Source organism: Streptomyces uncialis, from assembly GCF_036250755.1.
Taxonomy (GTDB): Bacteria; Actinomycetota; Actinomycetes; order Streptomycetales; family Streptomycetaceae; genus Streptomyces; species Streptomyces uncialis.
In genome coordinates this window covers 6,451,239-6,465,125 of record NZ_CP109583.1, presented here as the reverse complement: position 1 = coordinate 6,465,125, position 13,887 = coordinate 6,451,239, and the positions used below count along the sequence as shown (strand labels likewise).

At 72.3% G+C, this 13,887-nt stretch carries 11 protein-coding genes; 4 read left to right on the top strand and 7 right to left on the bottom strand.

Translation table 11 applies throughout. The features are described from left to right. Window positions 1-18: 18 nt before the first annotated feature. From OG711_RS26920 to leuA, 4 genes are all read right to left on the bottom strand, one after another. Window positions 19-1,596, bottom strand: a complete 1,578-nt coding sequence (locus OG711_RS26920) for a sensor histidine kinase (RefSeq protein ID WP_405674102.1) — start codon at window positions 1,594-1,596, stop codon at window positions 19-21. Between the two features lie 37 nt (window positions 1,597-1,633). After that, on the bottom strand, window positions 1,634-3,649 hold the full coding sequence (locus tag OG711_RS26915) for an MMPL family transporter (RefSeq protein WP_329564063.1): 2,016 nt from the start codon (window positions 3,647-3,649) through the stop codon (window positions 1,634-1,636). A 679-nt stretch (window positions 3,650-4,328) separates the two neighbouring features. Next, window positions 4,329-5,051, bottom strand: coding sequence for a TerB family tellurite resistance protein (locus OG711_RS26910; protein WP_329560949.1), 723 nt, complete (start codon window positions 5,049-5,051; stop codon window positions 4,329-4,331). Between the two features lie 165 nt (window positions 5,052-5,216). Continuing rightward, window positions 5,217-6,911 (bottom strand): 2-isopropylmalate synthase, encoded by a 1,695-nt coding sequence (gene leuA / locus OG711_RS26905; protein ID WP_266518187.1) that lies wholly within the window; start codon window positions 6,909-6,911, stop codon window positions 5,217-5,219. Between the two features lie 437 nt (window positions 6,912-7,348). Between leuA and OG711_RS26900 the strand changes: the two genes are divergently transcribed. Next, window positions 7,349-8,416: a M4 family metallopeptidase gene (locus tag OG711_RS26900; RefSeq protein WP_266515373.1), complete on the top strand. Its 1,068-nt coding sequence runs from the start codon at window positions 7,349-7,351 to the stop codon at window positions 8,414-8,416. A gap of 19 nt (window positions 8,417-8,435) precedes the next feature. Continuing rightward, the gene (locus OG711_RS26895) at window positions 8,436-8,702 is read left to right on the top strand and encodes a protealysin inhibitor emfourin (protein ID WP_073793641.1); all 267 of its coding nucleotides are present in this window, start codon (window positions 8,436-8,438) and stop codon (window positions 8,700-8,702) included. A gap of 521 nt (window positions 8,703-9,223) precedes the next feature. On the opposite strand, the gene OG711_RS26890 is transcribed toward OG711_RS26895, so the two are convergent. After that, on the bottom strand, window positions 9,224-9,880 hold the full coding sequence (locus OG711_RS26890; RefSeq protein ID WP_079185064.1) for a TetR/AcrR family transcriptional regulator: 657 nt from the start codon (window positions 9,878-9,880) through the stop codon (window positions 9,224-9,226). 150 nt (window positions 9,881-10,030) lie between these two features. Here OG711_RS26890 and OG711_RS26885 point away from each other — a divergent pair, with 150 nt between their 5' ends. Further along, the gene (locus OG711_RS26885) at window positions 10,031-10,747 is read left to right on the top strand and encodes an SGNH/GDSL hydrolase family protein (RefSeq protein ID WP_073793642.1); all 717 of its coding nucleotides are present in this window, start codon (window positions 10,031-10,033) and stop codon (window positions 10,745-10,747) included. A 56-nt stretch (window positions 10,748-10,803) separates the two neighbouring features. Here the strand turns inward: OG711_RS26885 and era are convergent, their stop codons facing one another. Together era and OG711_RS26875 are read right to left on the bottom strand one after the other, a co-directional pair. After that, window positions 10,804-11,763, bottom strand: coding sequence for a GTPase Era (gene era / locus OG711_RS26880; RefSeq protein ID WP_099282063.1), 960 nt, complete (start codon window positions 11,761-11,763; stop codon window positions 10,804-10,806). A 203-nt stretch (window positions 11,764-11,966) separates the two neighbouring features. Beyond that, window positions 11,967-12,761 (bottom strand): aminotransferase class IV family protein, encoded by a 795-nt coding sequence (locus tag OG711_RS26875; RefSeq protein WP_329560940.1) that lies wholly within the window; start codon window positions 12,759-12,761, stop codon window positions 11,967-11,969. 90 nt (window positions 12,762-12,851) lie between these two features. On the opposite strand from OG711_RS26875, the gene OG711_RS26870 reads away from it, so the two are divergent. Continuing rightward, window positions 12,852-13,202, top strand: a complete 351-nt coding sequence (locus OG711_RS26870) for a MerR family transcriptional regulator (RefSeq protein WP_329560938.1) — start codon at window positions 12,852-12,854, stop codon at window positions 13,200-13,202. Window positions 13,203-13,887: the final 685 nt, after the last annotated feature.

Here is a 13,887-nt window from a genome sequence, read left to right as displayed (position 1 = left end):
TCGTACGCACCGCTTCTCTCACGCGGTGGTGGCCTCCCCCGCGCACCACCGACCCTGCCACGGGCGGCCGGGCACCTCTTCGGGGGCGGCGGGTTCGGGCGCCGCCGCCCCGGCGGGGAACACGGGGGCGAGGGGCAGGACGGCCGCGACGGTGAAGCCGCCGTCCGGGCTGGGACCGGCTTGCAGGGTGCCGCCCACGCTGCGGGCGCGTTCCCGCATACCGATCAGTCCGAACCCCGGCGGCTGCGCGGGGTCGGCGGGGAGCGCCGCCGGGCCGCTGGGGGTGTGCGACGCCGCCAGGATGTCCGGGCACGGTACGGAGGTCCGGCCGTGCCCGCTCACGGGGGCGGTGAGCGGTCGCCGGGCCGGGTGGGAGCCGGGGGCGCCGTCGTCCGTGACGAGGACCTCCAGGAGGCCGTTCGCGGCCCGGACGGTCACGGCCACCGCGACGCCGGTCCCCGCGTGCCGTACGGCGTTGGTGAGGGCCTCCTGGACGATGCGGTAGACCGCCGCGCCGACCGCCGGGGGCGGTTCCGTGTCGAGGGCGCCGCGTACGGTCAGGGTGACGGCGGCGCCGGTCGCGCGCGCGGACTCCGCGAGGTGGACGAGTCCGCCGACACCGGGCAGCGGGCCGCGTGGCTCACCGGGCGCGTCGGCGCGCAGCACTTCGAGGGTGGCGCGCAGCTCCCCGCGCGCGGTGCGGCAGGTGTCGGCGATGTCGTCGAGGGCGCGGGCGACGGCGGCCCGGTCGAGGCGGTCGGGGTCGGCGGCGAGGACGTGCGCGGCGACGGAGGTCTGCACCCCGACGAGGGTGATGGTGTGGGCGAGCAGGTCGTGCAGGTCCCGGGCGATCCTCAGCCGTTCCTCCGCGACCCGGCGGCGGGCCTCCTCCTCGCGGGTGCGTTCCGCGCGTTCCGCGCGTTCGGTGGCGGCGCGGACATTGCGCCGGTGCACCCGAACGTACTCGCCGACGACGAGGACGGCGACCACCCAGCCGGATATCTGGAGCAGTTCCATGGCCTTGTGGGGACTGACCCTGATCATGATCGACACCGACAGTCCGACGGTGCCGAGCCCCACGTACACGGTCCGCCGGGGGGTGCCGAGGACGGCCACGGTGTACAGCGCGAGGTAGGTGACCGGGCCGGAGGCCGCGTGATGGTAGTCGAGGGCGTGGTACGGGGCGACGAACGCGACGACCCCGAGGAACGAACACAGCGGCGCCCGGGTGCGGAAGGCCGCCGGGACATGGGCGGCGAGGAGCAGCGCCCAGCCGAGGGCGTCGAGGCCCCCCTCGGCGTCGCACAGCACGGCGACGATCACCGCGGACGCGGCGAAGGCGGCGGCGAGGGCCCGGTCGTCACGCAGACAGCTCCGCCAGACCGGACCCGGGCGGTCGGGTGTCCCGGCGGCGAGGGCCTGGTCGTCACGCGGGAAGCCCCGCCAGGCCCGTCCGGGCCCGGCGGGCGTCGCGGGGGCGCCGGACCCCTCGGGAGGGCCGTGGCGGGCCACAGGGGGCGCGTCCGGCGCGCCCTGGGGGGCCAAGTCGGCTCGTTCGGCGGTGCGGTGGGATTCCACGGGGCCATCCTGCGGCATGAGGGCGCCCCTCCGGGAGGGAGGGGCGCCCGCGGGTTCACGGAACGGGGACGGGTTCCTCTGCGGGGCGGTCGGGCACGGGCACCGGCGCGCGCTTGGACAGCGGGCCGGGCCACCACACCTTGCGGCCGAGGGCGACGCTGGCGCTGGTCACCAGATACGTCCGCACCAGGAAGGTGTCGAGGAGGACACCGACCGCGACGACGAAGCCGAGCTGTACGAGCATCACCATCGGGAGGTTGAGCAGCACCCCGAAGGTGGCCGCGAGGACGAGTCCCGCCGACGCGATCACGGCGCCGGTGCTGCGCAGCGCGCTGAGCGCGGCCGGGCCCGGTTCGGCGCCCGCCAGGGACTCCTCGCGCATCCGGTGCATCAGGAAGATGCCGTAGTCGACGCCGAGGGCGACCAGGAACACGAACGACAGCAGCGGAAGCCCCGGGTCCATGCCCTCGAAGCCGAACAGCGGGCCGAAGACGAGGCCCCCGATACCCAGCGAGGCGCCCCACACCGCGACCACCGCGGCGATGAGCAGCAGCGGCGCGACCAGACTGCGCAGCAGCAGGATCAGGATCAGCAGCACCAGGACGAGCACGAGCGGGATGACGAGCGTGGTGTCCCGGGAGTGGGTCTTCTCCAGGTCGATCTGCTGCGCGCTCGGACCGCCCACGTACGAGTCGTCGAGGGCGGAGCGCAGTTCCCCGATCGTCCTGGTCTCGGCGGCCGACTCCGGCTTCGCGGAGGCGATGACGGACAGCTCCGTCCAGCCGTCGGCGCTGCGTCCGCGTGCGACGGCCTCCACGCCCGGGACCCGTTCGGCGGTGGTGAGGGTCACGGCCGCGCGGCCGGTGGGGGTGATCACGGTGATCGGCTGGGAACCGCGGTCGGGGAACGCCTCGCCGAGGGTCTCCAGCGCGGCGATCGACTCGGGCTTGTCGGTGAAGGAGTCCTCCTGCTTGAGGGTGCCCGGCATGGCGAACACCCCGAGCGCCAGTGCGCCGAGGACCGCGGCGCCCCCGATCAGCGCCCGGTACGGGTAGCGGCCGGCGGAGCTGCCCATCGCCGCGAACAGCGACCTGCGTGCCTTCGGTTCGCTGCCGTACGCGGGTATCAGCGGCCAGAACACCCGGCGGCCGAACAGCAGCAGCAGGGCGGGCAGCAGGGTCACCATCGCGAGCAGCGCGCACAGCACCCCGAGGGCGCCGAGCGGGCCCATCCCGCTGCTGCTGTTGAGATCCGCCACGAGCAGCGACAGCAGACCGACGGCGACCGTGCCGGACGAGGCGATGACGGCGGGCCCGCAGCCGCGCAGGGCGGCGGCCATCGCGTCGTACGGGCGCTCCACGCGGCGCAGTTCCTCGCGGTAGCGGGCCACCAGCAGCAGGGCGTAGTCGGTGCCGACACCGAAGACGAGGACGGTCATGATCGACGCGCTCTGCGTGGTGACCGGGGTGTCGAAGAGCCGGTTCAGGCCGTAGGCGCCCGCCCGGGCCAGCACCTCGGCCATACCGGCGCTGATCAGCGGGATCAGCAGCAGGAACGGGCTGCGGTAGATGACGATGAGCATCAGCGCGACGACACCGACGGTGGTGAGGAACAGCGGGCCGCCGAGCGAGCCGTACACCTCTTCGGCGTCGAACTGGATGGCGCCGGAGCCGCCGACCTCGACTCCGAGGCCGTCGGTGCCGGTCGCGGTGGCCCGGACGTCCTTGACGAACGCGGCCCGGGCCTCCTCGTCCTGGCCCGGGGCGTTCGTCGCCACCGGGTACATCAGGGTGGCGCCGTCCTCCGACGGGATGCCCTCGGGGGTGGCGGCGAGTTCATGGGCCGCGCCGATCTCCCGTATCTGGTCCTCGGCGGTGGTGCGGTCGGCGGGCGTGAGCCCGCCGTCGCGGTGGTAGACGAGGACCAGTTCGGTGGTCTCGCCGCCCGGGAGGCTGTCCTGGATCTTCGCGACCTGGGTGCTGTCGGCGCCGGCGGGAAGGTAGTCGACCGCGCGGTCCTGCTGGACGTCACCGAGTTTCCCCGCGAAGGGGACGACGAGGGCCAGCAGCACGACCCAGAGGCCGAGGACGGCCCAGGGAACGGCGGTTCTCCGGGACCTCCCGGGCTTCCGGGGCCGCGGGGTGTTCCGGGGCTCGGGGTGGGTGGTGGATGTCGTTGTCGTCACGTGTTCCAGCATTCCGCCACGGCACGGGGCTTCCGTCGGACCCGGGTGCGAGCTTCCGGCTACGTCCCAGGGAGCGAACCGGTGCCCGCTACTCCCCGGGGAGTAGGTCCCGTCCCCGTCGTCCTCGCTCGCGCTTCCCAGGTCTGTCCGGCTGGGGGTACTTCGTTCCTGTGCCGTCACTCGGTGGTTTCGCGCAGTTCCCCGCGCCCCTTTGGGGCGCATCCGGCTTGTTCTTCGGGTCGGTGCCGGTCGGGATTCTCCGTCCTCGATCCGACACGCTCGGTACGACGTCCAGCGGAGCTACTGAAGAGCATCGGAGTCTGCGAGCAGAGATTCCCGCCCACCCCCTCCCGTAGCCGAGCGCCTGCGGGAGGAGAGGGGTGCCCCTTCAGGGGCGCGGGGAACTGCGCGAAACGAGGACCGGGCCGCACCCGAAGAGCGACCGTAAGGGGGCAGCATCCAGGGGCGCGGGGAACTGCGCACCCACGAACGACCTGTGCGGTAACAAGCGCGTCCACCCGGACAGACCTCGGGGCGGCAAGCGAGGGCGACCCGGGGGAAACCCTCAGGAGGGTGTGGGACGGGCCGACTTCAGGAGGCGGGTGACATCCTCCGTGGTGAGCGTGAGGGCACAACCGACAGTGGTCAACGTGTCCCGCTCGGCGGGCGTATAGGCCCCGTCGGCGAGCGCGATCCGCGCCCCCTGGAGCAGCAGCGCCTCCCGCCCCGCGGGAGCCAGATGAGGCGCGAGCGGTTCGAGCGCCTCACGGAGCTCGACGGTGAGCCCCGAGGCCCCCGCCCCCGACCCCGCGAAGAACCCGGGCAACCGCCCGGGCTCCGCGCACAACGCCTCGACGAGCGTCACGAGCTGCTCCCCGTCGCAGTCCCGGTACCCCGCGTCCCGGACGACGGCCAGCGCCGCGTCCACGGCCGTCCGGGCCCCCGTACCCCCCGCGGCCAGCACCGCGAGCGCCACCGTGTGCACCGCGTCCCGCAGCATCGCGGAGAACCGCTGCGAGGTCGGATGGTCGAGCGCGTCGGTACCGAACCGCTCCTGGCAGCTGACGCACTCGACGACGGGCGCGGCGGCCCCCCGGGGCACCAGCGGCAGCCCGAGCACGGTGAACCTGCGCCGTCCGGTGCGCCGCTGGTAGTTGCGGTCGCCGCCGCATCCGGGGCAGTAGAACTCCCCGTCGGACACGGTCGTCCACACGGTCCGGACGCCCATGAGGCGGGACCGGCGGGCACCGCGGACGGCACGGCCGTACCGTCCCCTGCTTGGCAGCACCTCGCACCTCCGTAACGCCCCGGCAACATCGCCGTGTTGGCGTGATGTTAGCCACATGAGGCGGGCGGCGTCAGTACCCCTGGTGTGAAGGTGGCCGGGAGACGCCCCGGCACCGGGTGCCACTGGGGCGTCCGGTGCCGGGGGAACCGCAGGTGACGGGGGTCGTCAGCGGGTGGCCCGGTTGACGGCGGAGACAACGGCCTTCAGCGAGGCGCGTGTCGTATTCGCGTCGATGCCGATCCCCCACAGGACCTTGTCGCCGATCGCGCACTCGATGTACGAGGCGGCCTGCGCGGAGGCGCCCTCGCTCATCGTGTGCTCCTGGTAGTCCAGCAGCCGTACGTCGATGCCGATGGACTGGAGGGCGTCGAAGAACGCGGAGATCGGGCCGTTGCCGGTGCCGCTCAGCGCGGTGTCGGCGCCGTCGACGGTCGCCTCGACGGTGAGCCGGTCGATGCCGTCGGTGTCGGTGGTGGACTGGCCGGTGCGCAGCTGGACGCGGCCCCACGGGTTGTCCGGGTTCGGCAGGTACTCGTCCCGGAAGACGTTCCAGATGTCCTTGGGGGTGATCTCGCCGCCCTCGGCGTCCGTCTTCGCCTGGATGATCCGGGAGAACTCGATCTGCATCCGGCGCGGCAGGTCCAGCTTGTGCTCGTTCTTCAGGACGTAGGCGATGCCGCCTTTGCCGGACTGCGAGTTGACGCGGATCACGGCCTCGTAGGAGCGGCCCACGTCCTTGGGGTCGATGGGCAGGTACGGCACGGCCCACTCGATGTCGTCGACGGTGACGCCCTGGGCGGCGGCGGTGGCCTCCATCGCGTCGAAGCCCTTCTTGATGGCGTCCTGGTGGGAGCCGGAGAAGGACGTGTAGACGAGGTCACCGACGTACGGGTGACGGGGGTGGACCTCCATCTGGTTGCAGTACTCGGCGGTGCGGCGGACCTCGTCGATGTCGGAGAAGTCGATCTGCGGGTCGACGCCCTGCGAGAACAGGTTCATCCCCAGGGTGACCAGGTCGACGTTGCCGGTGCGCTCGCCCTGGCCGAACAGGCAGCCCTCGATACGGTCGGCGCCGGCCATCAGGGCCAGCTCGGCGGCGGCGACGGCGGTGCCGCGGTCGTTGTGCGGGTGCACGGACAGGCAGACGTGCTCGCGGCGGGACAGGTTGCGGCTCATCCACTCGAAGCGGTCCGCGTGGGTGGACGGCGTGGACCGCTCCACGGTCGCGGGCAGGTTGAGGATGATCTCGCGGCCCTCCTCGGGCTGCCAGACGTCCATGACCGCCTCGCAGACCTCCAGCGCGAAGTCCAGCTCGGTGTCGGTGAAGATCTCCGGGCTGTACTGGTAGCCGAAGGTGGTGCGGTCGTCCAGCAGCTTCTCCGCGTACTCCATGACCAGCCGGGTGCCGTCGACGGCGATCTGCTTGATGTCGTCCTTGGAGCCGCGGAAGACGACCCGGCGGAAGACGGGCGCGGTCGCGTTGTACAGATGGACGGTGGCGCGCTTGGCACCGACCAGGGACTCCACCGTGCGCTCGATCAGGTCCTCGCGGGCCTGGGTCAGTACGGAGATCGTGACATCGTCGGGGATCGCGTGCTCGTCCTCGATGATCGACCGGACGAAGTCGAAGTCGGTCTGCCCGGAGGCCGGGAAGCCGATCTCGATCTCCTTGAAGCCCATCTTCACCAGCAGATCGAACATCTCGCGCTTACGGGCGGGCGACATGGGGTCGATCAGGGCCTGGTTGCCGTCACGCAGATCGGTGGACAGCCAGCGGGGGGCCTTGGTGACACGCTGGTCGGGCCAGGTCCGGCCGGTGATGTCGACCTGCTCGTACGGGCGGTACTTGTGGGTCGGCATCGTGGTGGCCCGCTGGAGGTGCGTCGCGTTGGTGACCGGCGTGGGACTGCCGACGGCGGACGCGGGGGCGGCGGGGCGGGAAGGGCTGGACATGATGCGTAGGGCTCCTCTTGGTCCACGGGGGACGGCCGACGGCTGAGCGCAACACCGAACTCCGCGGGGAGGGGGTCGGCCTACGACTTACAGGCCCTCGCCGCGGCAGCTAAGGAGAAGCAGCCCGAAACGCATGGTGGTCGCAGCCTAGCCGAGCCTCCCCCGGACCGGTGCCCTGTCCCAGTATGCGGGACGGATGGGGCGGGTCGGGGCGAAGGGTCCAGGGCGGGCCCCATGGCCCATAGGAACCCTCCCACGCCCGGGAACAGCCCTGTTTCACTCCTTTTCACCAATCCACGTGACAACGGGTGACAACTCGATGACCCAGTGCCACATTGCGAGGCATGGCATCTCAGCGTCCGGGCCACGAGCCCGTCTTCTGCACCGTCATCCCGCCGCACGTCCTCGACAAACTGGCCGAGGCCGCCGACTCCGTCATCTCGGCGGCCGCCCGCCGCACCCTGGAACTGGACGCCGCCCAGCGCACCCGGCGGCGGATCACCGCCGTGCGCGGCGCCGTCCTGAGCGCCGTCACCGGCGTCTCCGACACCCCGGACCGCCGGGTCCACGACGCCCGGACCCGGGAGGTGCTGCCCGGCCGCAAGGTCCGCGACGAGGGCGACGAGCCGACCGGCGACGCCACGGTCAACCGCGCGTACTCCGGACTGGGCGCCACCTTCGACCTGTACCTCAAGGAGTACGGCCGCCGCTCCATCGACGACTCCGGGCTGCCGCTCATCGCGACCGTGCACTACGGCGAGAACTACGCGAACGCCTTCTGGAACGGCGAGCAGATGGTCTTCGGCGACGGGGACGGCGACCTGTTCCTCGACTTCACGCTGCCGGTGGACGTGATCGGCCACGAGCTGACGCACGGCGTCGTCCAGTACACGGCGAACCTGGAGTACTACGGGCAGTCCGGCGCCCTCAACGAGTCGGTGTCCGACGTCTTCGGCTCACTGATCAAGCAGTACGCGCTCGGACAGCGCGCCGAGGACGCGGACTGGCTGATCGGCGCGGGGCTGCTGGGCCCCTCGGTCACCGGGACGGCGCTGCGCTCGATGAAGGCGCCCGGCACCGCGTACGACGACGACGTGCTCGGCAAGGACCCGCAGCCCGCGACGATGGACGACTATGTGCGCACCAGCCGCGACAACGGCGGCGTGCACATCAACTCGGGCATCCCCAACCACGCCTTCTACCTGCTCGCCACGGACCTCGGCGGCAACGCGTGGGAGCGGGCGGGCCGCATCTGGTACGACACGCTGACCAGCGGCGAGCTCGCGTCGGACGCGGACTTCGCGGACTTCGCCCGGCTGACCCTGGCCACCGCCCGGAGCGTCTTCGGGGACGGTGACGAACTGGAGGCCGTCCGCAAGGCGTGGTCGTCCGTGGGCGTCCCGACGGGCTGATCGGGGTATGCGGACAGTCATGCGTATCTTCGTGCGGCGCACAGGTGGGTTCGCGGGGATCGAGCGGCAGGCGGAGGTCGACACCGCCTGCCGGGCCGACGCCGCGGACTGGCACGCCCTGGCCGAGCAGGCCCTGGCCGGTGCGAGTCCGGTACCCGGTACGGGCGTCCCGGACGGTTTCTCGTACGAGGTCACCGTCGACGGCCGGACCCTGCACTACGCGGACCCGACCCTGACGGACGCGCAACGGGAACTCGTCTCCCGAGTCCTGAAGGAAGGCGCCTGACCCCCTGCCCCTCTGACGACCGGACCGGACCGGGGCGGGGGCAGGCGTGTGCCCCCAGCCCCGCCCCACCACCACAGGGGCGCGAGGAACCGCGCACCCACGGGGTACCGGCACAGGAACAACCACGCCCAGCACAGGCAACCCAGGGGCGCGGGGAACCGCGCGAAAACGAGGACCGGCCCGCACCCGAAGAGCGACCGCACGAGGGCAGCATCCAGGGGCGCGAGGAACCGCGCACCCACGTCCGTACCCGCACAGGGACAAGTACGCCCAGGCGTGGAACCCCAGGGGCGCGGGGAACTGCGCACCCACGAGCGACCCGCACAAGAAGAACCGCGCCCAGCACAGCAGACCCAGGGGCGCGAGGAACCGCGCGAAAACGAGGACCGGCCCGCACCCGAAGAGCGACCGCAAGAGGGCAGCGCCTCAGGGGCGCGGGGAACTGCGCACCCACCGAGCGACCCGCACAGGAAACACCGCGCCCCGCACAGGAAACCCAGCGGCGCGAGCCCAAGACGGGCTCAGGACAGCGGCGCCAGCCCCGCAGTCACCGAGGCCGCCGCACGGCGCGACGTGTCGCCGGACGCGCGCGCGAAGTCGAGCACCAACCCCCGCAACACCTCGGCGGAGCCGTACGCACCGGTGATGTACCCCGCCCGCCCCAGATGCGCCAGCCCATGCATCTGGCAGAACAGCTGCCGCACCAGCAGATCGGGATCGGCCCCCGCCCGGAAGCGCCCCGCCGCGACACAGCGGCGGATCGCGTCCCGCGGGGCGCGCAGCACATGGACACCCAGCCTGCGGTCGTCCTCGGTCTGCTCGAACCCGGCGATCGCGGAGCCGCCGAACATCACCGCGTACACATCGGGCTCCTCGCGGGCGAAGTCCTGGTAGGCGCGGCACAGCGCGGCGAGTTCGGCGACGGGGTCGTCGGGGTGGGCGGCCGAGGCGGCCTCGACCCGGGTGTGGAAACGGTCGAAGCCCTCCTTCATCAGCGCGCGGACGAGTCCGGGCATCGACCCGAAGTAGGTGTACACGGCCATGGTCGACGCGCTGACGGCCTTGACCAGCCGGCGGACGCTCAGCGCCGCGGCGCCCTCGTCCGCGAGCATCCGGGCGGCCTGGTCCAGCAGACAGCGGCGTACGTCGGTGGGCTCTCGCCGTTCCTCGGTTGACACCAGGCCACCATAACGCTGTTATAGACATAACGGTGTTATGGGTGAGGGCGATCACCTGTGAACGGAACCGGCATGCCGGTTCCGGTGCACCGGCACGTCCCAGCGACCGATACGGAAGAGGACCCATTGCTCCCGCGCAGTGTCCGCAACATGCGCCGCCAGCTGACCCGGCTGCCCGAGGCGGGCGGCGCCACCGAAGGGCTCACCGAACACCACGGGCCCGGCCCCGCCCGCCCGCCGCTGCGGCTCGTGATGATCGGGGACTCGGTCGCCGCCGGGGTCGGCGCACCCGCCCTCGGCGAGGCCCTGGCGGGCCACCTCGCCGCCGCCCTGACCCGGATGACCGGACGTCCCGTCTCCTGGCGGGTCTCCGCACGGGCCGGGGCGACCCTCCCGTACGTCCGCCGCTCCCTGCTGACCGGGCTGACCGACCCGACCAGCCGCTGGACCCCCGACTTGGTCCTCGTGGTGGCGGGGACGAACGACGCGCTGCGGCTGTGCCGCCCCCGCGCCTTCCGCGCCGAGGCGCGGCGGCTGGTCCGGGACATCCGGCTGCGGCTCGGGGACGACGTCCCCGTGGTGTTCACCGGGCTGCCCGACCTGCGCGGGGTGGAAGGGCTCCCCGCGGCGATGCGGGCGCCGCTCGGACAGTACGTCCGGCTGCTGGACCGGCAGCTGCTGGCCCTCGCGCGCCAGGACCCGGGCGTGCACCATCTGTACTCCGGCGGAATGCCCGAGATCCCCGGGTCCTGGATCGCCGAGGACCGGTTCCACCCGTCCCCGGAGGGCTACCGGGCCTGGGCCCGGGTCCTCGCGGGCCGTCTGTCGACCCTCACGGAAACACTGCTGCCGGACCCCGTACGGTGACCGGGTCCGGCAGTGTGGACAGGCGGGCGGCGCGGCGCAAGAGGCCCGCGGATCCGTCAGAAGCCCAGCTTGCGCAGCTGACGGGGGTCGCGCTGCCAGTCCTTGGCGACCTTCACATGCAGATCGAGGAAGACCGGGGTGCCCAGCAGCGCCTCGATCTGCTGACGGGACTTGATCCCGACCTCCTTGAGCCGCTTGCCCTTGGGACCGATCACGATCCCCTTCTGGCTCGGGCGCTCGATGTAGACGAAGGCGTGGATGTCCAGCAGGGGCCGGTCGGCGGGCCGGTCCTCGCGGGGCAGCATCTCCTCGACGACCACGGCGATGGAGTGCGGCAGCTCGTCCCGCACCCCCTCCAGCGCGGCCTCACGGATCAGCTCGGCCACCATGACCTGCTCGGGCTCATCGGTGAGATCGCCCTCCGGGTACAGCGCGGGACCCTCGGGCAGCAGCGGCACCAGCAGATCCGCCAGCAGACCCACCTGCTGGCCCTGGACCGCCGACACCGGCACGATCTCGGCCCACTCGAAGCCCAGCTCCTTGGCGAGCTGGTCCACCGCGATCAGCTGCTCGGCGAGGGTCTTCTGGTCGACCAGGTCCGTCTTGGTGACGATCGCCATCTTCGGGGTCCTGCGGATACCCGCGAGCTCCTTGGCGATGAAACGGTCACCGGGGCCGAGCTTCTGGTCGGCGGGCAGACAGAACCCGATCACGTCGACCTCGGCCCAGGTGGCGCGCACCACGTCGTTGAGCCGCTGGCCGAGCAGCGTACGGGGCTTGTGCAGGCCAGGGGTGTCGACCAGCACCAGCTGGGCCTCGGGGCGGTGCACGATGCCCCGGACCGTGTGCCGGGTGGTCTGCGGCCGGTTGGAGGTGATCGCCACCTTCTGACCGACCAGAGCGTTCGTGAGGGTGGACTTGCCGGCGTTGGGACGCCCCACGAAGCAGGCGAAGCCCGCCCGGTGGGTGGCTTCGGAAGGCTCGGATGACGGGGTGCGAACACTCATGCCGCCCATTGTCCCCGATCCGCCGGGCCCTGTGGCACCGCACCCGCTTTCGATCACGGCTCGCGCCCGTACCGGACGGCCCCCCGGCCGCCCGGTACGGGCTGCCCTCACCCTGTACCGGACGGCCGGGGGGCCGCCCGGTACAGGGCGAGGGCAGCCCGTACCACGGGACCCGGGCGCGCCCCGCGCGCCCACCGTTCCGGCAGCCGTGGTCATGGGGTGACGAGGGGTTCCGAGTCATAGGCCCGGTGCAGTGCCTCCAGGAAGGCCGGGGCCTGCGGCAGGTCCGCCGACCCGATACGGCGCACCGCCACACCCGGCGTCCAGGAGTTCATGACGACGGCCCCGGCCAGCTCCGGGACGTCGTCCGGGGTGATCCGCGCCACGCGCTGCGGGACGCCCAGGGCCTCCAGGCGGCGGCTGACGATGCCCATCGTCGTCCCGCGCAGCATCTCCGCGTCCGGCCACAGCACCGAGGTGCCGTCCCAGAACGCCAGGTTCCAGATCGTCGCCTCGCTGAACGCGCCCGTGCGGTCGGTGAACGCGGCGTCGTCGAAACCCTGCTCCACGGCCCGCCGCAGCAGATGGGTCTTGGCCACCTCGCCGACGTGCTTCACGGCCGGCAGGAACCGTTCGTGCCCGACGACCGCCAGGGCCAGCGGTCCCGGTGGGCCGGAGCTGGGTTCACCCGTGCGGACCAGCACCTCGGGCTCCGCGTCCGCCGCGGTGAACTCCCCCGCCGGTGAGTACACCGTCGCCGTCAGGGAGAGGTCGGCCGGGCCGTCCGCGAGGGCCGTCCGCAGCAGGGCGCGCACCCGGTCCTCCGGCAGCGCCCGCCCGAACAGTTCCACGGAGGCGGACCTGAGCCGTTCCAGATGGAGGTCGAGGCCCCGTACCCGGCCGTCGCGGACCTGTATGGCGGTGAAGTGGGCGTGGCCCGCGAAGGCCAGCGCCGCGAGGTCCCCGGCGGTGGCCGTCCGGCCGTCACGCTGCACGACGAAGTTCATGGTGTCCTCCGGTGGATCGGAATCAACTGCTTCCAGCAGGACGTTAAGGGGTGACACCGGTGACAAGGTCAAGTCGAGGGGGAACAACACATGTTGATCGGGGAACTGGCCCGGCGCACCGAGGTCAGCAAGCGGTCCCTGCGGTACTACGAGGCGCAGGGGCTGCTGAGCGCCGCGCGCGGGGTCAACGGCTACCGGGAGTACGACGAGGAGTCGCAGGCCACCGTGCGGCGGGTGCGGACGCTGCTGGACGCGGGGCTGTCCACGGAGGTGATCCGGGAGTTGCTGCCGTGCGCGCGGGGCGAGGGCGCGGGGTTCGCGTTCGAGCTGTGCGGGGAGGTGCGGGAGGTGCTGGGGCGGGAGCTGGCGTCGACCGACGCGCGGATCGACGGCCTCCGCAGAAGCCGCGAAGCCCTCGCGGGTTACCTGTCCCCGGTATGACCCCACCCGGTCCGTACGGCCCCACCCGGTCCGCGGCCCGTCTTCGCTCGCGCCGCCGGGTTTCGTGTGCTGGACGCGGTTGTCCCTGTCCCGTCACTCGTGGGGTGCGCAGTTCCCCGCGCCCCTGGGGTTCCCCACCAGGACGTACCTTGTCCCGGTACGGGCCGTACGTGGATGCGCAGTTCCCCGCGCCCCTAGGGTTCCCCACCTGGACGCACTTTTCCCAGTACGGGCCGTACGTGGATGCGCAGTTCCCCGCGCCCCTAGGGTTCCCCACCTGGACGTACCTTGTCCCGGTACGGGCCGTACGTGGATGCGCAGTTCCCCGCGCCCCTAGGGTTCCCCACCTGGACGTACCTTGTCCCTGTGCGGGCCGTCCGGGGGTGCGCAGTTCCCCGCGCCCCTGAGGTTCCCCACCTGGACGTACCTTGTCCCGGTACGGGCCGTACGTGGATGCGCAGTTCCCCGCGCCCCTAGGGTTCCCCACCTGGACGTACCTTGTCCCTGTGCGGGTCGTACGTGGATGCGCAGTTCCCCGCGCCCCTGGGTTTGTGCCACTCGCCGCGCCTGTGCCCGTGCGGGTACCCGCAGGTAGACGCACACCGCAAGAGGCACCCCCCAGGGGCGCGGGGAACTGCGCACCCCACAGGCGACGGCACAGGAAGAACCGCGCTCAGCACAGGCA

Excerpts from the sequence above, each read along its gene's own strand:
- OG711_RS26870 (WP_329560938.1), top strand. The coding sequence starts at position 12,852 with ATGTTGATCGGGGAACTGGCCCGGCGCACCGAGGTCAGCAAGCGGTCC.
- OG711_RS26900 (WP_266515373.1), top strand. The coding sequence starts at position 7,349 with ATGGCATCTCAGCGTCCGGGCCACGAGCCCGTCTTCTGCACCGTCATC.
- OG711_RS26920 (WP_405674102.1), bottom strand. The coding sequence starts at position 1,596 with ATGCCGCAGGATGGCCCCGTGGAATCCCACCGCACCGCCGAACGAGCC.
- OG711_RS26885 (WP_073793642.1), top strand. The coding sequence starts at position 10,031 with ATGCGCCGCCAGCTGACCCGGCTGCCCGAGGCGGGCGGCGCCACCGAA.
- leuA (WP_266518187.1), bottom strand. The coding sequence starts at position 6,911 with ATGCCGACCCACAAGTACCGCCCGTACGAGCAGGTCGACATCACCGGC.
- OG711_RS26875 (WP_329560940.1), bottom strand. The coding sequence starts at position 12,761 with ATGAACTTCGTCGTGCAGCGTGACGGCCGGACGGCCACCGCCGGGGAC.
- OG711_RS26895 (WP_073793641.1), top strand. The coding sequence starts at position 8,436 with ATGCGTATCTTCGTGCGGCGCACAGGTGGGTTCGCGGGGATCGAGCGG.
- era (WP_099282063.1), bottom strand. The coding sequence starts at position 11,763 with ATGGGCGGCATGAGTGTTCGCACCCCGTCATCCGAGCCTTCCGAAGCC.